Annotated in this window: 22 protein-coding genes; 1 reads left to right on the plus strand and 21 read right to left on the minus strand. The window is 63.4% G+C overall.

Going from position 1 to position 24,781, the window contains the following annotated elements:
- Positions 1-50: 50 nt before the first annotated feature.
- The 15 genes from dapA to GGQ74_RS01930 all read right to left on the minus strand — a co-directional run bounded on the left by dapA (position 51) and on the right by GGQ74_RS01930 (position 16,422).
- Positions 51-959, minus strand: coding sequence for a 4-hydroxy-tetrahydrodipicolinate synthase (dapA, locus tag GGQ74_RS01860; protein WP_167939842.1), 909 nt, complete (start codon positions 957-959; stop codon positions 51-53).
- A 37-nt stretch (positions 960-996) separates the two neighbouring features.
- A complete protein-coding gene (gene dapF, locus GGQ74_RS01865) occupies positions 997-1,851 on the minus strand; it encodes a diaminopimelate epimerase (protein ID WP_167939843.1) in 855 nt (284 codons plus the stop codon).
- 72 nt (positions 1,852-1,923) lie between these two features.
- Positions 1,924-2,673 carry a UshA-like (seleno)protein family 2 gene (locus tag GGQ74_RS01870; RefSeq protein ID WP_425338087.1) on the minus strand — a complete coding sequence of 250 codons (750 nt, stop codon included), beginning with the start codon at positions 2,671-2,673 and terminating at the stop codon, positions 1,924-1,926.
- Between the two features lie 154 nt (positions 2,674-2,827).
- Positions 2,828-3,103 (minus strand): HU family DNA-binding protein, encoded by a 276-nt coding sequence (locus GGQ74_RS01875; protein WP_167939845.1) that lies wholly within the window; start codon positions 3,101-3,103, stop codon positions 2,828-2,830.
- Between the two features lie 109 nt (positions 3,104-3,212).
- Positions 3,213-4,040 carry a MinD/ParA family protein gene (locus tag GGQ74_RS01880; protein WP_167939846.1) on the minus strand — a complete coding sequence of 276 codons (828 nt, stop codon included), beginning with the start codon at positions 4,038-4,040 and terminating at the stop codon, positions 3,213-3,215.
- 14 nt (positions 4,041-4,054) lie between these two features.
- The gene (locus GGQ74_RS01885) at positions 4,055-4,921 is read right to left on the minus strand and encodes a GGDEF domain-containing protein (protein WP_167939847.1); all 867 of its coding nucleotides are present in this window, start codon (positions 4,919-4,921) and stop codon (positions 4,055-4,057) included.
- A protein-coding gene (gene prfB, locus GGQ74_RS01890) for a peptide chain release factor 2 (RefSeq protein WP_209280052.1) occupies positions 4,908-6,018 on the minus strand; the annotation gives its coding sequence in 2 pieces (ribosomal slippage) (positions 4,908-5,942 and positions 5,944-6,018; 1,110 coding nt in all). The genes GGQ74_RS01885 and prfB overlap by 14 nt, the downstream gene beginning before the upstream one ends.
- A gap of 67 nt (positions 6,019-6,085) precedes the next feature.
- Positions 6,086-7,615, minus strand: coding sequence for an apolipoprotein N-acyltransferase (gene lnt / locus GGQ74_RS01895; protein ID WP_167939849.1), 1,530 nt, complete (start codon positions 7,613-7,615; stop codon positions 6,086-6,088).
- On the minus strand, positions 7,612-8,454 hold the full coding sequence (locus tag GGQ74_RS01900) for a hemolysin family protein (RefSeq protein ID WP_167939850.1): 843 nt from the start codon (positions 8,452-8,454) through the stop codon (positions 7,612-7,614). Before GGQ74_RS01900 ends, lnt begins: the two co-directional genes overlap by 4 nt.
- Positions 8,455-8,516: 62 nt before the next feature.
- Positions 8,517-9,620 (minus strand): PilZ domain-containing protein, encoded by a 1,104-nt coding sequence (locus GGQ74_RS01905; protein ID WP_167939851.1) that lies wholly within the window; start codon positions 9,618-9,620, stop codon positions 8,517-8,519.
- Positions 9,621-10,038: 418 nt separating this feature from the next.
- The gene (mnmG, locus tag GGQ74_RS01910; protein ID WP_342448594.1) at positions 10,039-11,934 is read right to left on the minus strand and encodes a tRNA uridine-5-carboxymethylaminomethyl(34) synthesis enzyme MnmG; all 1,896 of its coding nucleotides are present in this window, start codon (positions 11,932-11,934) and stop codon (positions 10,039-10,041) included.
- Between the two features lie 65 nt (positions 11,935-11,999).
- Complete coding sequence (locus tag GGQ74_RS01915; RefSeq protein ID WP_167939853.1) at positions 12,000-13,226, minus strand: M20 family metallo-hydrolase; 1,227 nt, start codon at positions 13,224-13,226, stop codon at positions 12,000-12,002.
- A 131-nt stretch (positions 13,227-13,357) separates the two neighbouring features.
- Positions 13,358-13,645 carry a PxxKW family cysteine-rich protein gene (locus tag GGQ74_RS01920; RefSeq protein ID WP_167939854.1) on the minus strand — a complete coding sequence of 96 codons (288 nt, stop codon included), beginning with the start codon at positions 13,643-13,645 and terminating at the stop codon, positions 13,358-13,360.
- Positions 13,646-13,750: 105 nt separating this feature from the next.
- Entirely contained in the window at positions 13,751-15,091 is a 1,341-nt protein-coding gene (locus GGQ74_RS01925) for an amidohydrolase (protein WP_167939855.1), read from the minus strand.
- Positions 15,088-16,422, minus strand: a complete 1,335-nt coding sequence (locus GGQ74_RS01930; protein ID WP_167939856.1) for an amidohydrolase — start codon at positions 16,420-16,422, stop codon at positions 15,088-15,090. The genes GGQ74_RS01925 and GGQ74_RS01930 overlap by 4 nt, the downstream gene beginning before the upstream one ends.
- A 128-nt stretch (positions 16,423-16,550) precedes the next feature.
- Between GGQ74_RS01930 and GGQ74_RS01935 the strand changes: the two genes are divergently transcribed.
- Entirely contained in the window at positions 16,551-17,336 is a 786-nt protein-coding gene (locus GGQ74_RS01935; RefSeq protein WP_245168074.1) for an alpha/beta hydrolase, read from the plus strand.
- A 138-nt stretch (positions 17,337-17,474) separates the two neighbouring features.
- Here the strand turns inward: GGQ74_RS01935 and GGQ74_RS01940 are convergent, their stop codons facing one another.
- The 6 genes from GGQ74_RS01940 to tsaE form a co-directional block, all read right to left on the minus strand.
- On the minus strand, positions 17,475-18,839 hold the full coding sequence (locus tag GGQ74_RS01940; RefSeq protein ID WP_167939857.1) for a response regulator: 1,365 nt from the start codon (positions 18,837-18,839) through the stop codon (positions 17,475-17,477).
- Between the two features lie 28 nt (positions 18,840-18,867).
- Positions 18,868-20,256: a VgrG-related protein gene (locus GGQ74_RS01945; protein ID WP_167939858.1), complete on the minus strand. Its 1,389-nt coding sequence runs from the start codon at positions 20,254-20,256 to the stop codon at positions 18,868-18,870.
- A 273-nt stretch (positions 20,257-20,529) separates the two neighbouring features.
- On the minus strand, positions 20,530-21,354 hold the full coding sequence (locus tag GGQ74_RS01950; protein ID WP_167939859.1) for an MBL fold metallo-hydrolase: 825 nt from the start codon (positions 21,352-21,354) through the stop codon (positions 20,530-20,532).
- Complete coding sequence (gene cimA, locus GGQ74_RS01955; protein WP_167939860.1) at positions 21,351-22,988, minus strand: citramalate synthase; 1,638 nt, start codon at positions 22,986-22,988, stop codon at positions 21,351-21,353. Before cimA ends, GGQ74_RS01950 begins: the two co-directional genes overlap by 4 nt.
- Positions 22,989-22,992: 4 nt before the next feature.
- Complete coding sequence (locus tag GGQ74_RS01960; RefSeq protein WP_167939861.1) at positions 22,993-24,225, minus strand: aspartate kinase; 1,233 nt, start codon at positions 24,223-24,225, stop codon at positions 22,993-22,995.
- A gap of 70 nt (positions 24,226-24,295) precedes the next feature.
- Positions 24,296-24,781, minus strand: a complete 486-nt coding sequence (gene tsaE, locus GGQ74_RS01965; RefSeq protein ID WP_342448569.1) for a tRNA (adenosine(37)-N6)-threonylcarbamoyltransferase complex ATPase subunit type 1 TsaE — start codon at positions 24,779-24,781, stop codon at positions 24,296-24,298.

The following is a 24,781-nucleotide window of genomic DNA, read 5'->3' on the forward strand; positions in this document are numbered from 1 at the left end:
GGGATATTTCCCCGGGGGCCTTCGTCATTATCGCGTTGCGGGCGCTGGAGCTAGGCCGTGGCTTCGGCCAGTTCTTCGGTGTTCAGCACACCGGATTCCAGCATCACCTTCTCCAGAGCGGCCCGGGTGTCGGGCTGCATGGGGACGAGGGGGAGGCGGAATTCTTCGGTGCACATGCCCATCATGGACACGGCGGTCTTGACGGGGATGGGGTTGGTCTCGCTGAACAGGGCGCGGCACAGCGGCGCCATGTGGTAGTGCAGCTTGCGTGCGGTGGCGATGTCGCCCTCGGCGAAGGCCTTGCACATGCCGGACATGGCGGCGGGCATCACGTTGGAGACCACGGAGATGACGCCGCAGCCGCCGAGCGCGAGCAGGGGCAGCACGGTGAAATCGTCGCCGGAGAGCATACAGAAGTCTTCTCCGCACAGCTCGATCATCTCGGAAACCTGCTTCAGGTTGCCGGTGGCTTCCTTCACGCCCACCACTTCGGGCACGGCGTCCTTGATGGCCTTGAGCGTTGCGGGCTGGACGTTCAGGGCCGTGCGGCCGGGAACGTTGTACACCACGATGGGAATGGAGACTTCGGTGGCGATGGCCTTGAAGTGCGCCACAAGCCCGGCGGGCGTCGGCTTGTTGTAGTAGGGAGTGATGAGCAGCGCGCCATCGGCCCCCGCTTCCTTGGCGTAGCGGGTCAGCTCGATGGCTTCGAGCGTATTGTTGGACCCGGAACCGGCCAGAACCGGAACGCGGCCCTTGACCTGATCCACGCAAATCTTGATGACCCGGCCGTGCTCGGCGTGAGTCAGCGTGGCCGATTCACCGGTGGTGCCGCAGGGCACGAGACCGTCGATGCCCTGTTCGATCTGCCATTCGATGAATGCGCGAAAGGCTTCCTCGTCGATTTCGCCGTTTCTGAACGGCGTAACAAGAGCGCTGAACGCTCCCTTGAATTGCATGCTGCTCCTCCTCATCTGGCGCGTAGCGCGGAGATGGCTATTCCAATGGGGCAATGCCCATCGATTCGGGATACATTTCGCCATGGTAGGTCATCAGGGCCTTGCCCTGGAGAAAGACCGTACCGTTTTCAATGGATATTTGCAAAACCTCACCGCCGGAGGTGGTCAGTTCCACCTCGGGGCCGACGAGGCCAAGCGTGTGCGCGATGAGCGCCGACGCCGCGGCACCCGTGCCACATGCGAAGGTTTCGCCCTCCACGCCACGCTCGTATGTGCGCAGGAAAAGGCGCTTGTCGTCGCGAACCTGAATGAAATTGGCGTTGGTGCCTGCGGGCGCGAAGTGCTCGTGCATGCGGATGGCGCGGCCAACGGTCATGATGTCAACGGCCTTGACGTCCTCGCAGACGACCACGGCGTGAGGCACGCCCGTGTTCACGAAATGGACGGTCGTTTCGTGGCCAGCCACATTGAGCTTCGCACCGAGTGCAAGCCCTGTGGGCGGGGTGAGTTCGACCTTCACGAGGTCCGTTCCCTCAAGAACATGGGCATGGATGGGACCGGCGTCCGTGCCGAAAACGTGGGTTGCCCCGGCCAGACCGATGCGGTGGGCGAGGCTGGCCGCGCAGCGCGAACCGTTGCCACACATCTCGGCGCGCGAGCCGTCCGCGTTGTAGAAATGCCAGACGTAGTCCACGTCGGGGCGCTCGGGGGTGTCCTGAAGGAAGATGAGCCCGTCCGCTCCGACGCCGAATCCGCGAGGGCAGACGCGCGAGGCCCATTCGGACATCTCGCTCTGGGGAAGACACAGTTCCCGGTTGTCGATGAGAACGAAATCATTGCCGCTGCCGTGCATTTTGAAGAATGGCACGCCAGCGCTTCGGGGTGTGGTCATGTAAGCCTTCCGGAAAAGTTGTGGATGGGAACGAAGCGGCAGTTTCGCGCTTTTTGTAATGAAGCGCAAGCCCTAGCGGGCGTCGGGGAAGTGTTCGCGCACGAACTGCGCCATGTCCGCATCGGCATCGACGGTCTCGCGCAGGGGGCGGAAATCGAGGACGAGATTGGCCTCGCGCTCCCAGTGCCAGTCCTTGCGGGCGCGATCGGGCCATTCGTTGATGCGCAGAATATGGACGGCGCGGCCCTTGGAGTAGGCGCGGACCCAGAAGGTCTTTGCTTCGGCCTCGAAGCGGCCGGCAAGGCCGGGGCCGGGACCGGCACCGAGCATGATGTCCACGGCGGGCGGATTTTCGGTGAGGAAGGCCAATTCCCCCGTGTAGCCCCACGGGCTGACGGCGACGACGAGCTTCGTGCGCTCGCGCAGTTTGGCGGCCTTGTCGAGGATGCTTCGGACCATGTAGCGGGGGGCTTTTTCCTGCCCGGCGGGGAGCATGGGCAGGAAAAGCACGCCAATGTCGTCCTGCCCCACGCGGATGGTGGTCATCTTGACATTGGCGGATGCCGTGCGCCAGCCGTCGAGGCTGGTTACGCCGGACTTGGTGAGCCAGTTGGCCTCGCGCGGGGCGAGGTAGCCCATGTCGTAGCCCAGCCGGGCGTAGGCATCGGCGAGGGAAATGGCGAGATTCGCGGGACCGTCCGGTTGGGATTCGTCGTGGTCGACGAATTCGAACGGTCCCGCGATGAAGAGCAGACGATCACCCTTTGCATCTTCCTCCCGGAGCGAGGCGAAAACGGAGGCGCGCCGATCCAGGCCGCCCAGTGTTTTCCCGCCTCAGGTGGGGCAGGGGGCGTAATGTCCAAGGCTGTTCGATGTGAATACGAGCCGCAGCAGTTCGTCTTGAGCAGTCGCGGTCGCGGTTCCGGTACAGAGCGCAGCCAAGAGGAGTATGAGGGAGAGCAGTTGGGGCATCGCGTCAGCTGTTGACGAATTCCTTCAGTTCCTTGCCGGGACGGAAGAAGGGCAGCTTTTTGGGGCTGACCTTGACGATTTCGCCGGTTTTCGGATTGCGGCCGGTGTACCCGCCGTAGTCCTTGATCTTGAAGCTTCCGAATCCACGGATCTCCACACGTTCCTCGTGAATGAGGGAGCGCTTGATGGAGTCGAAGAAGGTGTTGACGACGATCGCCGCCTCGTCCACGTGAAGATTCTTCTTTTCTGCCAGAGTCTTGATGAGTTCGCTTTTGTTCATGTTCTCCTCCCGGTTGCGAAAAAACGTGTTCCCCGGACACGCACCGCCGGAAAAAAAGGCGGTTTCTTGCTTATGCAACTATGCCGAATTCCGGGGAATTTCGTCAAGCTTAATCGGCATCATTTCGCGAAAAATTTTGCAATACGCCCTGCTCGGTCAGCGAGGGGAGCAATCTTTCGCGCATGCGCTTGAGCTTGACGGCCAGGGTGAGAATATCGCGCCCCGCAATGGAGCCTGGGGCATGCTTGAGTAGCGGCACCTGACGGATGACGGCCTCGGAGACGGCTGGGTCCGAACGCACAGAGCCTGCGTAGCTGAGACTGATACCGAGGAAGCGCTTGCACGCGGCGTCGAGCCGCTGGAAGCTCTTGCGGCCTTCCTCAAGGGAGGCGACCTGGTTGACCACCACGTTGAAGCTGTCCACGCCATATTCGGAGTGCAGCACCTTGATGAGGGCGTATCCGTCCGTGAGGGAGGTCGGCTCCGGGGTGATGACCACCACGCGCTCCTGCGACATGGCGGCGAAGCGAAGCACGGTCTTGCTGATGCCCGCACCGATGTCCATGAGCAGGAAATCGTAGCGGCTGATGACCGAATTGAGCTTGTCGAAAATCATGCCCTGCAGGTCCTCGTCGAGGTCGATGAGTTCCGGCACGCCGGAGGCCGAGGGCAGGAAGTCGAAGCCGTTCGGCTCGATGGGCACGACGATGTTGCGGACGTCCTCGCCAGTGGTCAGGAGGTCCTGAAGGTTCTTGTCCGGCGCGAGGCCGAGCAACACGTCGAGGTTGGCCAGCCCGAGGTCGCAGTCCATGAGCATGACCGGGTGGTTGGCCCGGTAGAGTGCGTAGCCGATGTTCAGGGCGAGGTTGGTCTTGCCCACGCCGCCCTTGCCGCTGACTATGGAAAAGCTAATGGCCTTGTTTCGAATGGTTTGCATGCCGTGTCCTTGACTCAGCTTCCCGTGAACAGGAATTTCTTTTCGTTGGATTCGACGAGAGTCGCCCGCGAGGGAGTCGCCACGTCCTGAAGCGGCGCGGTGACGACCCGGTCCTTGCCTTCGGCCTTGGCCTGATAGAGGGCCTTGTCCGCAAGGGAGAGGAGGTCCGGCGGGGTGCTGTCGGCCATGCCCTTGTAGGTCACAAGGCCCGCGGAGCAGGTCACGCTGAGCGTTCTGCCGGAGTCGGGACAGACGATGTCCGTATCACGCAGTGCGGCAAGCAGTCGTTCGACCATGGCGCGGGCCTTGATGAGTCCGGTCCCGGGAAGGATGATGGCGAACTCCTCGCCACCCAGTCGCGCCGCCACGTCGTAGCGGCGGGTCTGCGTCAGCATGATGCGGGCCAGCGAGACGAGTGTCTCGTCGCCGCAGGCATGCCCGTAGGTATCGTTGACCTGCTTGAAGTTGTCGAGGTCGAGCATGGCCACGGACAGGGAGGAACCGGATCGGCGTGCCCGTTCCAGCTCCTGATCGAGGCTGCGCTCAAAGGCGCGGCGATTGAAGAGGCTCGTCAGCGGATCGTGCTCCGTCTGGTAGGCGAGGTCTTCAAGGGTGCGCTGCAACTGCCGCAGGAAGGGGTATTCCCCGTTCTCCATCGGCAGGGCGAGCCATTCCCGCAGGCCGTATTCCTCGGCGAGCTCCGGCCACTGCTCTAGCGACAGGCCGGGGCATAGGCGCAGGATTCCGAGGATTCCGGCGTCGTCTTCGCACCCATTGAGGTCGCTGTGCGATTCGAGCACGAGCTTGCGCAGGGAGTTCAATTCCCGAACGAGGGGATCGTGCTCGATGTGGGGCGTCTGGTCCGTGTTATTTTTGGGCATGAGCGTAAAGGAGGTAGTTTCTGATGAGCGTGTCCAGATCGCCGTCCAGCACTGCGTCCACGTTGGTGATTTCCGTGTTGGTGCGGTGGTCCTTCACGAGCCGGTAAGGCTGGAGGACGTAGGAACGGATCTGGCTGCCCCAGGCGATGGCGTCCTTGTCCGCGTACTGGGCCTGCTTCTCGTCTGCGAGCTTGCGCATTTCGAGTTCGTACAGGCGAGCCTTCAGCACCTTGAAGGCGGTGTCCTTGTTGCGCTGCTGGGAGCGCTCGTTCTGGCACGATACCACGATGCCTGTGGGAAGGTGCGTAAGGCGGATGGCGGAGCTTGTCTTGTTGACGTGCTGGCCGCCTGCGCCGCTGGAGCGGAAAATGTCGATGCGCACGTCCTCGTCGCGGATTTCGATCTCGATGTCCTGCGTGATGTCGGGGTAGACGTCCACGGAGGTGAAGGAGGTGTGCCGCCTGCCGGATGAGTCGAAGGGCGAGATGCGCACCAGCCGGTGGATGCCCTTCTCGGCCTTGAGCAGACCGTAGGCATTGGGGCCTTCGATGAGCAGAGTGACGGACTTGATGCCCGCTTCGTCTCCGGGGAGCTTGTCGAGCACATCCACCTTGAATTCGCGGCGTTCCGCCCAGCGGATGTACATGCGCAGGAGGATCTCTGCCCAGTCCTGGGCCTCGGTGCCGCCCGCTCCGGGGTGGATTTCGAGGATGGCGGGCGAGTTGTCGGCGGGGTCGGCCAGCAGCGTGCGCAGCTCGGCTTCCTGTAATCTGTCGGCGAGAAGCTCCACCTGATCCTGCAGGGCCTCAAGGACTTCCTGGCTCTGGTCGTCGTGCGCCAGAAGCAGCCATTCGTCGAGGTCTTCCTTGGCGCAGTGCAGTGCGTCCCACTGCTCCACGAGATCGGCGAGGTGGCTCTTTTCGCGCAGGAGCGGCGTCAACTGTTCGGGCTTGTCCCACGCGCCGGGGCGCGAAAGCTCCATCTCGATGTCGGCGAGACGATCCTTGCTCCGATCGCGGTCAAAGACGCCCCCAGAGGCTTTGGAATTCCCTGAGCAGCGTCGTGCCCTGCGTCTTGAGATCGTGATATTGCAGCATGACTCGAAATATTTCCTTTGGAAGATTTGTTTTTGGAGAACCTGAAATGATAGGGAAATCGGCGTCGCTAATCAAGTACCTGCACTCGGCGGTAGAACGGCGACAGATGTGCCGCCAGACCGAACAGGAGGAGTAGAACGGCGCAGCCGGCTCGCAGGGCATCCCTGTGGCGGTGGTAGGGCGTAAGGGTCGAAACGATGCCGACTTCTCCGAAGCTGACGGATTCGGCGCGGAAGAGGCCGCCCTGTGCCCGGATTTCCCCAAGCGGATCGATGATGGCGGAGATGCCCGTATTCGTTCCGCGCACCAGCCAGCGGCCCTGCTCCACGGCACGCAGCACGGACATGTGCAGGTGCTGGAGCGGCGCGGACGAGTCGCCGAACCATGCGTCATTGGAAATGTTTACCAGCAGGTTGGCACCCGCGTCCACTCGCGCCTGTGCGAGTTCCGGAAAGATCGTCTCGTAGCAGATGAGCACGCCGAGATCCATCGTACCCGCAGGCAGGGGGACGGTGCTTGTTCCGGGCACGAAGTCTCCGACGCCCTGCACAAGCTTGTCGAGGAAGAACAGCAGGTTGCCGAAGGGCACATACTCGCCGAAGGGGACGAGGTGTTCCTTGTCGTAGAAGCCTGCGGTTGCGCCGTCGGGGCCGATGAGAAAGGCCCGGTTGTGCATGCGGTATCCGCTTCCGTCCGGAGCGGGGGTGTAGGCGGGCGCGCCCGTCAGCAGGTAGCTGTTTCCCTCGCGGGCGAGCTTGCGCACGCGGCTACCGAGTAGGCTGGTCTCCTGAAAGTAGAAGGGCAGCGCGGTTTCGGGCCAGACCACGAGGTTCGGGCGCTCCTGCGCCTGTGCCGCCTGCGTGAGGGTCTCGTAGCGATCGACCGTGCCGTCCTGAAAGGTCATGTCCCACTTCTGGGCCTGATCGATGTTGCCCTGCACGAGGGCCACGCGGACCGTCTCCGTCGGCGCTGTGGCCGAGCCGACCGCGTACATGCCATAACCGCCGACAAGGGCGAGGGCGGCCAGCGAGGCCACAATGGCCCGTGCCTTGCCCTGTCCGGCCAGCGGGAGCACGGCGGCCCCGGCGAGGGCGCCGGACAGCCCATTGGCCCCGACGAGGGCTGCGGCCTGAAGCATCCACGGGATGGGCGCAAAGGCTGAGGCGAGGCACAGCCACGGGAAGCCGGTGAACAGCCAGCCGCGCAGTGCCTCCAGAGCGGCCCATAGGCAGGCCGCGAAGACTCCGGTGAGCAGCCACGGCAGGCGATAGCGCACCATGCGCATGCCAAGGGCGAACAGCCCCGCATAGAGCCCGCAGTACAGGCCGAGCAGCACGGGGCAGGGTGCGGCCAGAAGCCACGGCAGGTTGCCGTAGTCATGCACGGGCAGTGCCACCCAGTACAGGCACCCGCCATAGGCGAGAGTCCCCGCGAAGAGGCCACGACGGAAGGCTCCGGCGGGCGTGGTGGCGGAGAATCCGGCCAGCGCGATTCCGGCCGGGAACAGGAGCGACAGATAGGGGGCCTGGAAGACGGGGTTCGCGAATCCCGTCCAGGCCCCGATGCATGCTATGATGAGGGCTGTTGCGTAGGTCAATTCTCTTCCGGGTCGGACGGCGTCTTGGGCCGCGGCTTGATGAGAACCCAGTGTATCTGCTTGGCGTCCGCGTCTTTTACTTCGAAGATTTTGCCATCCACGGTGAATGTCTCACCCTGCATGGGAACCCGCCCGGCGAGTTCGCAGAGGTAGCCACTCAAGGTTTCCACCTGCTCCGACGTTAGTTCCAGTCCCAGACGATCATCGATTTCCTCAAGCGGCGTGCGACCGTTGATCATGATCGTGTCGTCGCTGAGCACCTGAATTTCGTCTGGGCGTGGCAAGTCGTATTCGTCCTCGATTTCGCCGACGATTTCCTCCATGACGTCTTCGAGTGTCACGAGACCGGAGGTTCCGCCGTACTCATCGAGGGCTATGGCGAGGTGGATCTTGCTGGCGCGGAAGACCTGCAACATGTCCGTGACGTTTTTCGTCTCGGGGATGAGCAGCGGCTCGCGCATGATGTCCCTGCACGTGGGTTGCTTCTGCGGATGGCTCTGGCTGAGCCGGAGCAGATCCTTGGCATGGACGATGCCGACGATATTGTCCCTGTTTTCCTTGTAGATGGGAATGCGGGAGTGCCCGCATTCGATGATGAGCTGCGCGATCTCCTCGAGCGGATCATCGACTTCCGCACACTGGATGTCCGTGCGCGGGATCATGATTTCCCGAACCTGCTTGCGGCCCAGCCGCAGCACGTTGAGAAGCATGGCGACTTCTGTGGGGTTGATTTCCCCATCCTGTCGGGCTTCGAGGATCAGCTCTTCGAGATTGCCGTCCTTGTGCCCGAAAAGTTTACTGAACAGGGTGGCGAACAATCCTTCCGAATCGTCTTCCAACGTGGTTCCTCCTACAGAACAATGATGTGTTTGCACATGTGGAAATGTAAGGGCTTGGGGTTCTACGTCAAGCCTTTTTCCCGGTAGAGATCGAGATGTCGGCGGGCCACCCAGTTGCCGAGGCGGGCGATGCCGTCCGCAGGCACCTTCTTCCAGATGATCTTGCCGCCGTCGTCCTTTACCAGTTGGCCGATTTCGCTGAACTGCACACCGATTTCGAGCCTGCGGCTTTCGAAGTCCTCGTAGCGGTTCTGAATGCGGCACATGGTCCACAGGTTGAGCTTGGCATCCCTGTCCGGGTCGAAGAACTGGGCCATGAGCACATAGCGTTCGCCTATCTCGAAACCGAAGCCCGTTTCCTTTACCGAATCGGGGGTCAGTTCGAGGCGCATCCCACCCGACGAAACATTGACGATGCGCAGCGGGGTGTCGTTCATCTGGCGGCTATAGAAGACGGGCGGGCGGCCCCACTTGCGCAGGAGCGGCTCCGGAGAACCGTCGCGCCGCAGCTTTTCCGGCCACAGGGCCAGCCCCAGCGAGAACTGCAAGGGTGGCTCAATGCGAAGCGACAGGCGCTTCTGACTTAGCTCGATGTGCTCGGGCACAGGGACGGCGATGTGGGTGACGTCCTGCGAAATTTTGCGGATGCCCTTGATGCGCGAGGTGAACGTGTAGAAGTTCGCGTGGTCCTTTCGTCCCGGCGTGGTCACGCGGAAGAAGCACTGCACGTCCCGGTTCAGCCAGCCCTGATGCGCCTTGACGAAGCCGGAGATTTCGAGGTCCAGCAGGCCGTCCTTGACGTGTTCCAGCGAGCAGGCCGTGGAGCGCCGGGTGTTGTCCACGGCTCCGCCAGCGAAGCGCATTTCGACCTTGCTGCGTTGCGCCATGATTGCGTCGAAAAGCGACATGATGCTCGCCTGATCCGTGATCCACGACGGGGGCTTGGTGTCGCGGCGCGGCTTGAGGACGTAGTGGTTGAACAGAATGGCGCCGCCCGTGACGATGAACGCGGCGGAGAGCGTAACGAGGACGATGGTGATGCTTTCGGATGTGATGCCCCACGAGCCAAAGTTCTTCTGGACGCTGTCGAGGAACGAGCGGTCTATGGTGCCCCGCAGGGCTTCGAATGCGGGCAGGGGGGTGTCGATGGTGAATCCTGTGGTCATGCGGTTCCGGTGTCTCCTCGAAGTCGTGAGCGTGCGGGGCGTCCGACTGTGTCGCCGACGCCTCGTCCCCTCGGTGTGCTGTGCAGGCCGGGATGTGGCGCTGCCTCATGCGAAGAATGCTTGCACATGGCGTGCCTGCGTTGCGCCGTGTGCGGGTGGCGAGGGGAAGAATCGTCCATGAACGCGGACGATATGTAGCCTGCTTGCCATGCCTTTGGCACATGCGCGTGAAGGGACGTAGACTTCTATCTATCCGGAATTGCGGGAAGTGAAAAGGGGCAGGGTGGGGCGTGTCGGTTTTTCGCCGTCATGCTGGGGGCCGGGCATGCTGGTACGTAAGAAGGCGGCGGATGCTCGCCGAAAAGGAAAGGGGCGGCTCGCACGGGCCGCCCCTTTGTCGATTCAATCGGATGAGAGCCTATGCGCTAGGACGCCCGAGTTTTTTGATATGCACCTCGACACAGGCGATGGCGGCCGGCGTGATGCCGGAGATGCGGCTGGCCTGTCCGAGGGTGAGCGGGCGAACCGCCGTGAGCTTCTCCACGACCTCGCGGGTGAGACCGGCAACCTCGCGGTAGTCGATGTCCGCTGGAATTGCGGCGTCCTCCAGATGATGGAAGCGAGCCACGAGCTGTTCCTGACGCTTGAGGTAGCCCTCGTACTTGACGATGGTCTCGGCCTCGCGCAGTGCGTCGGATGGAGTTTCGTCGAGCGTGGGGAAGAAGGCCGCGAGATTTTCGATGATGACTTCCGGCTGGCGCAGAAGCTCGGCCAGCGTCACGGACCGGCTCGGTATCGCCGCGCCGATGCGTTCCAGCGTGTCGCGCGTTGCGCCGTCGGGGCGGATGCGGATGGAGTTCAATCCTTCGAGTGTCTCGTGGATGGCCTTCTGCCGATTCTGGAAGATGGTCCACTGTTCGTCGCCCACGAGGCCCAGTTCGCGGCCCGTGGCGCACAGGCGGGCGTCCGCGTTGTCCTCGCGCAGCAGCAGGCGATGCTCCGCGCGCGAGGTGAACATGCGGTACGGCTCATTGGTGCCCTTGGTTACGAGATCGTCAACGAGAACGGCCATGTAGGCCTCGTCACGTCCCGGCAGGAAGGGCGCGTGGTCGCTGAGGGCGCAGAATGCATTGAGCGCGGCCCACAGGCCCTGCGCGGCGGCTTCCTCGTAACCGGAGGTGCCGTTGATCTGTCCGGCCAGCCACAGGCCGGGCACAGCCTTGGTCTGAAGCGTGGGGTCGAGCTGCGTGGGGAAGCAGAAATCGTATTCGATGGCGTAGCCCGGACGCACGATCTGCGCATTCTCCAGACCGGGGATGGTGCGGATCATGGCCTTCTGTACGTCGAGAGGCAGGCTAGTCGGAATGCCGTTGGGGTAGACCTCGGGGCTGTTCAGGCCTTCCGGTTCCACGAATATCTGATGGCGGTCCTTCTCCGGGAAGCGGGCGACCTTGTCCTCGATGGACGGGCAGTAGCGCGCGCCGGTGCCCTTGATGACGCCGGTGAACATGGGCGAGCGGTCGAAACCGCTACGGATGGCCGCGTGCGTGGTCTCGTTGGTCCACGTGACGTGGCAGGGCAGCTGCGGCAGGGGCGCGAACGGCTCATGGAAGCTGAAAGGCTTGGGCGGATTGTCGCCGGGCTGAACGTCCATGGAATCGAAGTCGCAACTGGCCGCGAGCAGGCGGGGCGTGGTGCCGGTCTTGAGGCGGCCGAGGGAGAGGCCGAGCGATGCGAGATTGTCGGACAGGTTGGCCGAGGCCGGGTCGCCGAGGCGTCCGCCGCTGAAGTTCCGTTCCCCGACGTGGATCAGCCCGTGCAGGAAGGTGCCCGTGGTCAGGATGACCGCGCGCGAGTCGAAGCGCTCGCCCAGCATGGTGCGCACGCCTGCGGCGCGTCCGTCCTTCGTGATGACTTCCGCAGCCATGTCCTGAAATATCCACAGGTTGTCCATGGCGAACAGGTCCGCCTGTACGGCCTTCATATAGGCTGCGCGGTCGATCTGCGCACGGCTGGCGCGTACGGCCGGGCCTTTGCGCGTATTGAGCACGCGGAACTGGATGCCCGCCTTGTCGGCCCATACGCCCATGCGCCCGCCGAGGGCGTCGATCTCGCGGACCATGTGGCCCTTGGCCAGTCCGCCGATGGCGGGGTTGCACGACAGGTGACCGATGCGGTCCACGTTGATGGTCAGGAGCAGGGTCTTCAGGCCGAGGCGCGCGGTGGCATGCGCCGCCTCGCAACCGGCGTGACCGGCTCCCACCACGATGATGTCGAACAGTTCGGGGAAGGATGGCTTCTTCATTTTGGGGATCGGTTCCCGCGCGGACGGATGCGCCGTCCGCGCGGGAACTGCGTGTTTTCGTGTGTGGAGAAGGGCTATTCGCCGAAGAGCATTTCGGCGTAGACCTTGGCATCTCCCAGCTGGTGGGAGATGCGGGCATGCTCGTTGGGCTGGTGGGCGTTGCCGTCCATGGTCGACCAGACCACGGCATCGCGGCCCATGCGGCGCAGGAACGCGGCAACGGTGCCGCCGCCCACGCCGACCGGCATGCCTTCGACACCGTAGACGCGGCCGATGGCGGCCTGAAGGCGGGTTACCACCTCGGCGTCCATGGACGTGGCCGGAGCGGCCTGATCGGCCTGCACCTTCTCGAATTCGCAGCGCACGCCATATTCGTCCTCGACATCCTCGCCGATGGCGCGGATGACGGCAAACACGTCATCCAGCTCGTACTGCGGCAGCACGCGGCAGTCGATGTAGAAAACGTCCTTGCCGGGGATGGTGTTGATATTGGGGACGTTGGCTTCCTTCTTGGTCGGCTCGAAGGTGGAGACCGACGGCTCGAAGAGGTCGTCGCTGTCGGGAAATTCGTCGTAGAGGTCGTAGACGCTGGTGATGAAGGCCGCGGCCGCGACGAGCGAGTTCACGCCTTCGAGCGGCGTGGAGGCGTGGCACTGGCGGCCGATGACGGTCACCTTGACCCACATGGAGGACTTCTCCGCGATCTCGATCTGGGTGGAGTCCGGGGAGCCCATGTCCGGGACGACGAAGAGGTCGTTCTCGCCGAACAGCTCGGGGTGCTTCTCGACGAGGAAGCCGAGGCCGTGACGGCTGCTGGTTTCCTCGTCGGCCACCATCATGATGCCGAGGTTCATGGGCGGGGTGGTGCCGGTCTCGATGAGCGACTTGGCGAGCATGATCGTGGGCACGAAGCCGCAGTGGTCGTCCTCGACACCGCGTCCGTACATGACGTCGCCATCAAGGCGCAGTTCGAAGGGATCGCTGTCCCACAGGGACAGGTCGCCAGCGGGGACGATGTCGATGTGGCCGATGATCCACAGGGTGCGGGAGGTGTCGGTGCCGGGGATGCGGGCGACGAGGTTGGGGCGGTAGCCCGCTTCGGCCTGCTCGTCCGGGGCGTTGTACTCGGTGATGTCGGTAATGCCGATGCCGCGCAGGTAGTCGATGAGGAAATCTGCCTTGGCCTTCTCGCCGGGGCCGCCGTTGGCGGGGCCGAGGGCCGGGATGGCCACCAGCTTGCGCTGGAGATCGACGAGGCTGTCACGCTGGGTGTCGATGTGGTTCAGAACGCTCTGAAGCATGGTGTTCTCCGTAGTGGATCGGTGTGATGGCGCGCTTAAGCGGCTACCGCTCTGCGACCGTTGCCCGATGAGACCAAACAGAAAAGGGCGGACCTTGCGGACCGCCCTTCTGAATCCTCGTGAAGTGCCGTTTAGCGGCCGCGAGCGGCACGCTTGGAGGCCTTGAGGGGGTTGATTTTGACCTTGCCGCCCTTGTCCAGCTCCGCGCGGACGTGGGTAGCGAAGTTGCAGACACCGTGGGCCCAGCGGCCAGCGGGATCTGCATAGGTGGAGCAATACTTGCCGGACTCGTGTGCGCCAATGCGGTCACACCCTTCGCACTTCTCGACAACCGGCTGAAGCACGACACCGTTGTAGGTAAGCCCCTCTGCGGTCATGACAGCATCGTCGATGATGGTCTTGCGATGATTCTTGGCCATGAAAATTTTCTCCTCTCTGAATACGACCCGGAAACGGAAAGTGTTTCCTTGGCTGTCTCTCGAAAGCGGGTGAGTATTTATTGATACGGCCGTTTTTGTCAACCCCTAGTTCTGGGTTTTCGATTTTCCGTCCGTGCCGACCCACTCCGCAAGCTTTCGCGCATGGTCGCGAAGTTCTTCGATTTCGATGTTGGTGAACGATCCCCGTTCGTAGATGACGCGGCCTGCCACCATGTTCAGGCAGACCTCGTGCCCCCCAGCGGCGTACACGGCGTGGGAGAACGGGGTGTATACAGGACAAAGGCCCGGTTCGTCGAGAGGCATTGCGATAATGTCTGCGGCGGAACCGGGGGTAATGACGCCGATGCCGTCCCAGCCGAGCGCTCTGGCCGCGTTTGCGGTCGTCATGTCGAGCACGGCGGGGGCGGGCATGGCGGTGGGATCGCCGTGCGCGACCTTGTGCAGCAGCGCACAGGCGTTCATTTCCCGGAACAAGTTGAGGGTGTTGTTGCTCGCCGCGCCGTCCGTGCCGAGGCACACATTGACGCCAGCGCGCTGGAGCGCAGGGACCGGCGCGATGCCGCTGGCGAGCTTCATGTTGCTGCGCGGATTGTGCACGACGTGCGCGCCAGATGCCGCGATGAGCGAGATGTCGTCTTCCGTCAGGTCCACGCAGTGGACGAGGACGCTTCGCGGCGACAGGCAGCCGAGGTCATGCAGGTAGGCGACGGGGCGCTTGCCGGTCGCTTCCATGCAGCGGGCTGTCTCTTCCGCGTTTTCGGCGAGGTGGATCATCCACGGCACGTTGAGGCGCTTGGCGAGGGCGAAGCTCTCACGTAGCGTCTCTGGCGAATTGGTATAGACCGCGTGAGGAGCGATGCCCGTGCGCACGAGGGCGCTTCCCGCCGTGACCTCCGTCAGTTCCCCGGCAATGGCGAGTGCGCGTGATGCGTCCGTGTAGGCCGGGGTGGGAAAGCCGAGAATTCCCTCGCCAAGCACGGCCCGCATGCCCATGCGCTCCACGGCCTGCGCCGTTTCAGTTTCGAAGAGGTACATATCCGTGAAGCAGGTGGTGCCCGTGCGGATCATCTCCGCGCAGGCCACGAGCGACCCCGAGTGGACGATCTCCGGCGAAAGTCGTGATTCCACGGGCCATATGCTCCCTTCCAGCCAGCGCATGAGCGGCAGATCGTCCGCAAGCCCCCGGAAGGCGGTCATGGCGGCGTGGGTGTGGCAGTTCACGAGGCCCGGCAGGACCATGCAGTCTGCCAGGTCCATGGTGCTGGCGGGGCGAAATGCGGATTTCACATCCGCCCAAGGGCCGATGGCGGCGATGCGGCCATCGGCGATGGCTATGCCCGCGTCGTGGAGGATTCGGCGTTCGGCATCCTGCGTGACGAGGATTCCCGCGCGGATCAGGGTGTCGCAGGATGGGGCGCTGGTCATTTGCCGTTGCCCTCGAACTGCTTGCGTACCCAGGCTGCGGCGGAGCGGACTTCGGCGAGCAGGGCCGGGTAGTCCACCTTGGGGAATGCGCCGTCGCGGTAGACGACTTCGCCGCCGACCATGGTCATGCGCACGTCACCGCCACTGGCCGCGTACACGGCGTGCGAGGCGGGATTGTACATGGGCATGAGGCCCGGCTGATCAAGGTCGAGCGCCGTGATGTCCGCGAGGTTGCCGGGTTCGATGCTGCCGATGCCGGGCCAGTTCAGGCAGGCCGCGCCGCCACGGGTGGCCATGTCCAGCACCTGCTGCGCCGGGGCCACGGTGGGGTCCATGGTGGCCACCTTCTGGAGCAGGGCGCAGGTGGACATTTCCGCGAACATGTCGAGGTTGTTGTTGCTGCATGCGCCGTCCGTGCCGAGGCCGAGCACGACGCCCGCATCAGCCATGTCGCGCACGCGGGCGATGCCCGAGGCGAGCTTCATGTTACTTTCGGGATTGTGGGCCACGCGGGTGCCGGTTTCGGCGAGGCGACGGATTTCGTCGTCCGTGAGGTCCACGCAGTGGGCGGCCAGCGTGCGGGGGGACAGAAGTCCCAGACTGTCGAGGTACGCCACGGGGCGTTTGCCGAATTTTTCCATGCACTGCGCGGTTTCAGTCGTCGTCTCGGCAAGGTGGATATGCAGCGGGATGTCCAGTTCCTCGGCGAGCTTTGCCGTGCGGGTCAGCAGTTCCGGCGTGGTGGTGTAGACCGCGTGGGGCATGACGGCCGTGCGGATTCTGTCGTTGTTTCGGTAGGTATCGTGCATGGCGCGGACCACGTCGCACGCGGCGTCGAGGTTCGCATAGGCCGGGGTGGGGAAGGAGAAGATCACTTCGCCAACGACGGCGCGCATGCCCGTGGCGTCGGCGGCCTCGGCCACGGCCTGCTCCATGAGGTACATGTCATAGAAGGCGGTGGTGCCAGTGCGGGCCATCTCGCAGCAGGCGAGCGTCGCCCCGAGGCGCACGAGTTCCGGCGTCAGCTTCTGTTCCACTGGGAAGATGTGCTGGGTGATCCACTCCATGAGCGGCAGATCGTCCGCCAGACCTCGCATGAGCGTCATGGAGGCGTGGGTATGGGCATTGACGAGGCCGGGAAGCACCATGCTCCGGCCAAGATTCATGACCGTTTCACCCTGCCATGCCGCGTCGATTTCCATCCACGGCCCCACGGCCGCGATGCGTCCTGCGGCGATGGCGATGCCGCCGTCCTCGATGATGGTCCGCTCGTCGTTCTGCGTCACGATTCGATCCGCTCGGATGAGCGTGTCGCATGCCCTTCTGCTCATGTTGTCTCCTTTGTCGGCTCTGGACCGCAATGATACGTCCGATCGGCATGTTGTATCGAAAGCTGGCGGCAGCGGCAAGGCACGCGATGGGCTTGCCGCCTCGTCACGGGCGGAGTATGACGGCACTCATGACTGGAAACGCAATGCATGGGGACGTCGGAGTTCTGCTGCTGCACGGCTTCGGCGGTGAACCCTTCGAGATGCTCGGGCTGGCGGATGCGCTGGCCTCGGCGGGCTTCGCCGTTTCTGCGCCACTTCTTCCCGGACACGGGCAGGATGTCACGGCGTGGAGCAGAACCGGCTTCGGCGACTGGTACGGCGCGGCGCGCGAGGCCTATCTCGATATGCAATCGCGCTTCGGACGGGTGTTCGTGATGGGGCTGTCCATGGGCGGCACGCTGTCCCTGCGTCTTGCGCAGGAGTTTTCGCCCGCAGGAGTGCTGACCGTGGCTGCGCCCGTTTTCCTGTATCGCCTGTATCCGCTGGAATTTTCGGACTGGCGGCTTCCGTTCGTTCGGCTGCTGCGCCATGTGCGACCGCTGTGGCCCGTGTCGCCGCCAAAGCCCCGATCGCGCGAGATAGCGCCGTGGAAGGGCTATGAGGGCGTGACCGCGCTCGCTCCGCTTGAAAGTCTGCTACGCGGCATGCGCGAGGTACGCGGGCGGCTGGCGGACATTTCCGCGCCGCTTCTCGCACTGCACGCCCGTGGCGACAGAACCGTGCCCGATTCCAATGCGTGGGAGATCGTGCGCCGCGTCTCCTCGGACGATCGCAACCTCGTGCTGTTCAATGTCGCCGAAACGGTCACCAGCCGCCATGTGCTGACCACCCATCGCGAAACGCGTGACGGCGTTGCCCGGCTGGCCGTGGATTTCGTATCGCGACTTGTGGGGAATGGGACTGCTTGCCCGTGATGTTGGGCAGGTGGCATGACTGTGGCGGGATGGCGGGGCGATAGGTTGGCGTGGCGTGAATCCACGCGTATCGGACATTCCGGTGCGCAACGCCCCAAGTGAGAGAACGCTGCGGAGTTTTGGCGTGCGGCGTCGGCGTCAGATGAAGAGCATGTCGATGTCGAACGTGATTTCCTTCTTCTCTTCTCTGTAGTGGGCCATCTGCCTCTCCTGCGCCGCGAGGAGAATCTTGCCGAGGTGTTCTTCCTGTTCGGTGGTCAGTTGGTCGAGTGTGCAGCCGACCTTTTCTTCATCGATGCGGCTGACCGTTGACGAAAGTCCCTTGAGTTCCGGCTTTACGCCGTCCTCGGTGAGCTTGAGGATGTGCAGGCCGAAGCTTTGGCCGACCTCAAAGGTCTTCTCCTGCGGGGAGAAGGCCACGGAGTGCAGGCTTAACTCCACGATGGCGAAATGCTCGTCGTATCCGTTTGGGGCGACCAGCAGGTCTGGCACCCAGAAGCGTACGGCTTCGCGCTTTTCTTCCTTTTCCGCCTTTTTCGCCTTGGCCTTTTCGTTTTCGTCGGATTTCGTCCATGACTCTCCGGTCACGGCCTTCCAGAGTTTCCTCGCTTCGCCGAGGTCGTCGCTAATGGCGAGGGCCGCCTTGAGCTTGTCCTTTGCTGCGTCGGGCTTGCCTAGCCGGATGAGCGCCTGTGCGCCGCCGAGGAAATGGGCGGCGTTGTCCGGCTCCACAACACCCGCGCGTTCGAACAGGTGAGCCGCCTTTTCGAAATCCTCCTTTTCCGCGAGGGCCTTGGCCGATTCCGAATAGGGGTTGGGGGCTGTCGCGTCGTGGCGCTTGTGCTCCAGAAACACCTTGTCGGCCTCGGCGTACTCGCCGTTGGCCACTTGCGCCTTGCCTGCCGCCAGCATGAACTGCGAGAAGCGGGGGATGTCCTTTCGCGCCTTGAAGGCGTACGCCAAGCCCCGCAACGCCTCTGCATTGTGCGGGTTCTGCTTCACGGCCTTCGTGAAGAGCGCGATGGCCTTCTCTTCGTCGAAATCGTCAAGACAGCGGAACCCCGCCTCGACGAGGTCGCGGTCTGCCCCCTTCTTCTGCTTGTCCTGCGCCGGTGTGGCGGATTTGATCAGCGCCTTGTCCAGCGCGGCGAGCATGGTCTCCTCTGTGAACGGCTTGACCAGAAAGCCCGAAGCCCCGGCTCGCGCGGCGGCGACGATGATCGCCTGCTCCTTCTTGGCGGACATGATGACGAAGGGCAGGGCGTGGAAGCGTGGCGTGGCGCGGAGTTTTTGAAGCAGGGCGATGCCGCTGTGCTTGCCCACAACGAGGTCGCACAGGACGAGGTAGCGTTTATCCTCGCCAAGCAGGCGTAGCGCATCGGGCACGGAGTCAGTCACGGCCGCCCCGGCGAAGCCGCCTTTGTTCAGATATGTGGCCAGAATCTTCCTGAGCGACGGATTCGTTTCCAGTGCCAGAACGAAAAATTCCTTTCGGGCGGTCATTGCATCCTCTGATGGTGGCGGCTCATAGCTAGATGACCCCATTGCCGCCGGTGGGGTGGGTGAGCATGGTGTTGAGGACTGGCTTCTGCAAGCGGGACAGGGCTATGGTCCGTTCCTGACGCAGGCGCTGGATGAGCGGGCGAAGCTGCTCCGGGTGGCATTTGTTGCGCACTCGGGCCTCGCGCTCGCGGAATATCTCCACGACCAGCGCTCGGTGGTATTCCGATGCCGGGCGCATTCTGGCGCGCTGTTCGGCGCGCTCGAAGATGCCGGCGCTGCCGAGGGGGCCGTGCTGCACGGCGGTGCTCCACAGCACCTCGCGCAGGACCACGGGGTGGGCGTCGAGGTCTATGCCCGTGCGCGAGCGGATTTCGCGAAGCGTCGGCGAGTAGTAGGTATTGTGGACGAAGTCGTCCTGCAGGCGTTCGAAGAGGCGGGGAAATTCGCCCGCAATTCTGCGCCATTCGTCCGGCATGACGCCATCGGTGGTGCCGGTGTTGGCCGGGCCGCATCGCTTCAGCCGCCGCGCCAGCGAAGGCGCGCGCGTGTCGAGATAGCTCACGAAGCGGCGCATGGTGCCCTTGCGCGAGGACATCTGGTACTTGCCGTAGGACGTGCCGCCCTTGTGGTCGTAGCCGATGGCGTACACGCCGCGAACGCCGGATTCGAACATGGCGCACAGCCCGCCAAGCGAGCGGCGATGCGCGATCTTCTCGCGGATTCTGTCCAGCCGCGTCACAGGTGGGGCAATGGCCGTCTCGGCCGTGTTCTCCAGCGCGGCCAGTGGCGGCATCTGCGTCTCGACCATGGCGAACAGCCGCCGCAGCTTTTCGGGGTTGCTCGCGATTTCGAGGAAGCGCTCCTTGTCCAGCGGATGGAAAGCGTCCTTGTCCACGGGCAGGCGCACGATGTGCCGCGAGACGCTGCCGTGGGCCACGCGGGCCGAGCGCGGAAGCGCCGGAAGCATGCGCGATGTGGTGCACAGCAGCGGATGCGGGGAGTTCGAGAGCATGGCCAGACACGGTTCCGCGTCGTCAGTTTCCCATGGCACGGGAAATTCGAGGGGCAGGCGGGTCGTGAAGTGTTCCGGGCCGGGCAGCGGATCGAGGGCGGCCGGATAGACCGCGCCGATCAGGTCGCGCATGGCTTCGGCCTCGGGGCTGACGTCGTGCGCGGCGATGCGGGCCGGAAGGTTCGGGGCCGGGGCGAGTGAAGCGATCAGCGCGTATTCGAGGGAAAAGACGCCAAGGACATAGCCGAGGATGACGGCAGGGTAGAGAACTCCCTTGCCATGTATGGTGCCGTTCATGACTGCCCGGATGGGCGAGACGAAGGCGCTGGCCGTCCCGCGCAGGGCGCTGCGCGCGGCGTCCGCGATCAGGCCGGTCATGCCGCGTTGGCGCAAAAGGCGCACCACGGCGGCGGATTCCTCTTCGGAGAGTGGGCGAAGGATGCAACGGACGAATCGCCCTGACGCGCATGCGACATGGCGTGCGCACGCGACAAGGCGCGTCCGGGTGGTACTGGACGGGAAATGTGTCTGCATCATGCCCATTTATCGTCACTTTCCCCGAAACGTTAAGGGCCGGAAGCAGAAGGCCTCACCGAAATGTCCGGTTCGACCTCAATTCTTCAATGGTGCACCAACGGCGGGGCTTCTGTCGAGAAGCTCGCCGAAGCATGTGCGCGGCTAGAATTCGAGCCGCAGGCCGCTGCCAGCGGCGTGGACGCGTCCGGGCAGCAGCTCGGAAAGTCCCTTGAGTCCCCTTTCGCCTGAGCAGTGGGCGGGGTAGACATGCTCCACGTGGAAGGCCTCCAGCGCGTTTGCGGATTCGCGGATGGCGTCCTGCGTGGCGTCCATGAGGTGCGTGCCGCCGACGACCGTATGCAGGCGGTCGATGCCGCGCGTTTCGCGAAGATGATTCAGCGTGTTCGCGACGCCGCTGTGGCAGCAGCCCAGCAGCAGCACCATGCCGCTTGCCGTGTCGAGAACGAGACAGGCGTCATCGGGCACGTGGTCCTGCTCCTTTCCCTGCGGGTCGCGGTAGAAGCCGTCGATGGCCTCGAACAATCCGGGAGTGCGGACGATGTCGGTGATGGCCGTTAGTCCGTGGTCCAGCGTTTGGCCGTCGGTCAGGCTGCGCATGTCCGGGGTGGGGGTGCCAGCGGGGAGTTCGGGAATGCCGATGAAGCGCGGAGCCTTGCCCTCTTCGAGGTCGTAGCGGTCGCGGCGGTATTCTGGATGGGCGTGGATGGGCGCGGTGAAGCCGTAGCGGAGCAGAGGGGCGATGCCCCCCGCGTGGTCCCAGTGACCGTGGGAGAGTGCCATGCCCGTGGCCCGGACCGGATTCACGCCCATGATTGCGGCATTGTCCAGAAAAGCGCTGGTCGCGCCGGAATCCCACAGCCACAGGTTGCCGTTGGCGAGGCCCACGGCACAGGAAAAGCCGTGTTCGTGCTTCAGAGTGGGATTAAGCGAGGTGTTGTCTACGAGAATGGAGATGGAGATGCTCATTTCGGCTCCGACTGCGGAAAGTGCTTGCCCCCCACGGGGAATTTCTTGGGATCGTCCTTGAAGAGCTTGTAGTTGATGGAGTCCACGAGGGCCTGCCAACTGGCGTGGATGACGTCGTAATGCACGCCAACGGTGGTCCAGCGGTCCGTGGCGTCGGCGGATTCGATGAGAACGCGCACGACGGAGGCCGTGCCGCCGGAGTCGCGCATGACGCCGTGCAGCACGCGGACCTTGAAGTCTTCCAGTCGCATCTCACCAAGGGTGGGGTAGAACGGCGTGAGCGCCTTGCGCAGGGCGACGTCGAGAGCGTTGACCTGGCCCTGACCCGTGGCCGCCGTGTGCTCCACCATTCCACCGACCTTCAGCATGACTGTGGCCTCGGCGTATGGCTCGGTGAAGCCTTCGCGCATGGAATCGACCACGTTGAAGTTGATGAGGTGGAAATAGCGCTTGGACCAGCCCATGGCCTTGAAAAACATGAGTTCGAAAGAGGCCTCGGCCGTGGAGTATTCGTAGCCCTGACTTTCGCGCGTTTTGACCTCGTCGAGCAGGTCGAGGACGGCGGAGTCGTTCTTATCCAGCGCATAGCCGTACTTCTTGGCCATGAACAGGATGTTGCTGCGGCCGGAGAGGTCAGAAAGCAGCACGCGCTGCTCGTTGCCGACGAGTTCCGGTCGGACGTGCTCGTAGGTCTCGGGATTGCGCAGCACGGCGCTGACGTGCACGCCGCCCTTATGCGCGAAGGCGGATTTGCCCACGTAGGGCTGGCGCATGAAGGGCCGCAGGTTGCAGAGTTCCGAGACGAATTGGCTGGTGGACGTGAGCAGCTTGAGTCTGCCCTCGGGCAGGCAGCGGAAGCGCCCCCCGCTTTTCAGCTCCAGATTGGGGATGATGGAGCAGAGGTTGGCGTTGCCGCAGCGTTCGCCGAAGCCGTTGATGGTGCCCTGCACCTGCACCGCGCCTGCGAAGACCGCTTCCACGGCGTTGGCCACGGCGGTTTCGGAGTCGTTGTGCGTGTGGATGCCGAGCTGTGCCTCGGGCAGCGCCGCGCGCACCGTCTGCACGATCTCGCGGACCTCGAAGGGCAGCGAGCCGCCGTTGGTGTCGCACAGCACAAGGACCTTCGCCCCGGCCTCGTGGGCGTGGCGCAGGCAGGCAAGCGCGTAGTCCGGGTTCTTTCGGTAGCCATCGAAGAAGTGTTCGGCGTCGAAGAAGACCTCGGGCGCGTGGGCGCACATGTGGGAGATGGAATCGGAGATGATGTCGAGGTTGCGCTCCAGACTGACGCGCAAGGCCTCGGTGACGTGCAGATCCCACGTCTTGCCGAAGAGGGTGACGGCGTCCGGTTCGGCCTCGACGAGGGCGCGGAGGTTCGCATCATCCGCGGCGCGGCCTTTGGGATTGCATGTGCTTCCAAAGGCCGCGATCCGCGAATGCGAAAGGTCGTATTGCCTGATCTCCTGAAAGAAGGAGCGGTCCGTTTCGTTGGAACCGGGCCAACCGCCTTCGATGTAATCTACGCCCAGCGCGTCGAGCTTTCCGGCGATGCGGATCTTGTCTGCGGTGGAGAGGCTGATTTCCTCGGCCTGGGTCCCGTCTCTTAGCGTGGTGTCGTAGATGGAGATTTGTTTCATGGCATCAACACTTCATCCTGTCTTTCTCCAGTTCGAAAGCTTCGTGCAGGGTGCGCACGGCCAACTCGGTGTATTTCTCCTCGATGAGGCAGGTGACCTTGATCTCGGAGGTGGAGATCATGAGGATGTTGATGCCCTCGTCCTTCAGGGCACGGAACATCCGGGAAGCGACGCCGGAGTGGCTGCGCATGCCCACGCCGATGACCGAGACCTTGGAGACCTGCTCGTCGTAGAGCACCTCGTTCGCACCAAGGGTATCCTTGATGTCATTGATGATTTTCATCGTGAGGTCAAGGTCGGCACGGGGCACGGTGAAGGTCATGTCGGTCTTGTGACCGTCGCGGCTGGTATTCTGGATGATCATGTCCACGACGATGCCCGAGTCGGCAAGGGGGGTGAACAGCGAGGAGGCCACGCCGGGGCGGTCATAGACGTCGAGCAGCGTCACGCGGGCCTGATCCTTATCATATGCGATGCCAGAAACCAGAACGGCTTCCATGCTTTGATCCTCCTGGGTTACGATCGTGCCGGGACAGTCGGAGAATGTGGAGCGCACGTGCACGGTCATATTGTATTTCTTTGCGAATTCAACGGACCTGATCTGGAGCACCTTGGCGCCCATGGATGCCATTTCGAGCATCTCGTCGTAGCTGATCTTGGGGATCTTGCGGGCGCGGGACTCGATGTTGGGGTCCGTGGTGTAGACGCCATCGACATCCGTATAGATTTCGCAGAAGTCGGCACCAACGGCGACGGCCAGCGCCACCGCGGAGGTGTCGGAACCGCCGCGTCCCAGCGTGGTGATGCGCCTGTCCTCATCGCAGCCCTGAAAGCCCGCGATGACGAGGACGTCATGGTCCTCAAGCAAGGCCTTCAGCTTGTCGCTGTTGATGTTCAGGATGCGTGCGCGGCCGTATTTCTTGTCGGTGGTGATTTCGGCCTGGAAGCCCAGAAGGGATCGGGCGTGGATGCCCGCGTCCTTCAGCAGCATGGTGAAAAGGGAAACCGAGACCTGCTCGCCCGTGGAAACGAGGGAGTCCATCTCGGCGGCGTCGGGGGTCGAGGACCATTCCCTTGCCAGAGCAAGGAGGCGGTTGGTCTCTCCGGACATGGCAGAGAGCACAACGACGACCTTGTGTCCATCGGCGAGGGCTTGCTCGACCTTGCTCTGCACTTTGCGCATGCAGTCGAGATTGGCGACGGACGTGCCGCCGAACTTCTGAACAATGATGCCCATCGAAGCTTCGCTCCTCACGAAATGTTGGGGTGTATCCGGGCGCGCCCGCAATGATTGCCAGTGCGTAGACCTAGAATGCGGCGCGAAGGGTTTTAATGGCGTTCTTTCCGGTTGCAGTCAACTCGATTGTGCGTCCCGCCGTTGCCGGACGCCATTCGAGCAGTAGAAAATCGTCGGGCCAGAAGCTCTTGTCGAGGTACTGCACCCACTCCACGATGACGAGGGTGTCGTCGTCCTGGAGAAATTCGAGCAGGGACTCGTCCGGTTCCTGATATTCCAGACGATAGAGGTCGAAATGGGCGGCCTCCGGCGTGGTGGGGTAGAGATTCATGATGTTGAAACTCGGGCTGGATACGCGCGCGTCCGCCCCGCCGGGCAGCGCGGCGGCCAGCCCTCTCACCAGAGTGGTCTTTCCCGCGCCGAGGTCGCCGTTTAGAAGAATGTTGATGCCCACCCCGATTTCCGCCACGGCTCGCGCAAGGCGTTGGCCCAGCGCGAGCGTGGCGGCTTCGTCGTCAAGGTGAAGTTCCAGACGGAAGGATTCCGGTTCGGTCAC

The organism is Desulfobaculum xiamenense (assembly GCF_011927665.1).
GTDB lineage: Bacteria > Desulfobacterota > Desulfovibrionia > Desulfovibrionales > Desulfovibrionaceae > Desulfobaculum > Desulfobaculum xiamenense.

Coding starts and splice junctions, on each gene's coding strand:
- dapA (WP_167939842.1), bottom strand. CDS start 959: ATGCAATTCAAGGGAGCGTTCAGCGCTCTTGTTACGCCGTTCAGAAAC.
- dapF (WP_167939843.1), bottom strand. CDS start 1,851: ATGACCACACCCCGAAGCGCTGGCGTGCCATTCTTCAAAATGCACGGC.
- GGQ74_RS01875 (WP_167939845.1), bottom strand. CDS start 3,103: ATGAACAAAAGCGAACTCATCAAGACTCTGGCAGAAAAGAAGAATCTT.
- GGQ74_RS01880 (WP_167939846.1), bottom strand. CDS start 4,040: ATGCAAACCATTCGAAACAAGGCCATTAGCTTTTCCATAGTCAGCGGC.
- GGQ74_RS01885 (WP_167939847.1), bottom strand. CDS start 4,921: ATGCCCAAAAATAACACGGACCAGACGCCCCACATCGAGCACGATCCC.
- GGQ74_RS01905 (WP_167939851.1), bottom strand. CDS start 9,620: ATGACCACAGGATTCACCATCGACACCCCCCTGCCCGCATTCGAAGCC.
- GGQ74_RS01915 (WP_167939853.1), bottom strand. CDS start 13,226: ATGCTTCAGAGCGTTCTGAACCACATCGACACCCAGCGTGACAGCCTC.
- GGQ74_RS01920 (WP_167939854.1), bottom strand. CDS start 13,645: ATGGCCAAGAATCATCGCAAGACCATCATCGACGATGCTGTCATGACC.
- GGQ74_RS01925 (WP_167939855.1), bottom strand. CDS start 15,091: ATGACCAGCGCCCCATCCTGCGACACCCTGATCCGCGCGGGAATCCTC.
- GGQ74_RS01930 (WP_167939856.1), bottom strand. CDS start 16,422: ATGAGCAGAAGGGCATGCGACACGCTCATCCGAGCGGATCGAATCGTG.
- GGQ74_RS01935 (WP_245168074.1), top strand. CDS start 16,551: ATGACTGGAAACGCAATGCATGGGGACGTCGGAGTTCTGCTGCTGCAC.
- GGQ74_RS01940 (WP_167939857.1), bottom strand. CDS start 18,839: ATGACCGCCCGAAAGGAATTTTTCGTTCTGGCACTGGAAACGAATCCG.
- GGQ74_RS01950 (WP_167939859.1), bottom strand. CDS start 21,354: ATGAGCATCTCCATCTCCATTCTCGTAGACAACACCTCGCTTAATCCC.
- cimA (WP_167939860.1), bottom strand. CDS start 22,988: ATGAAACAAATCTCCATCTACGACACCACGCTAAGAGACGGGACCCAG.
- GGQ74_RS01960 (WP_167939861.1), bottom strand. CDS start 24,225: ATGGGCATCATTGTTCAGAAGTTCGGCGGCACGTCCGTCGCCAATCTC.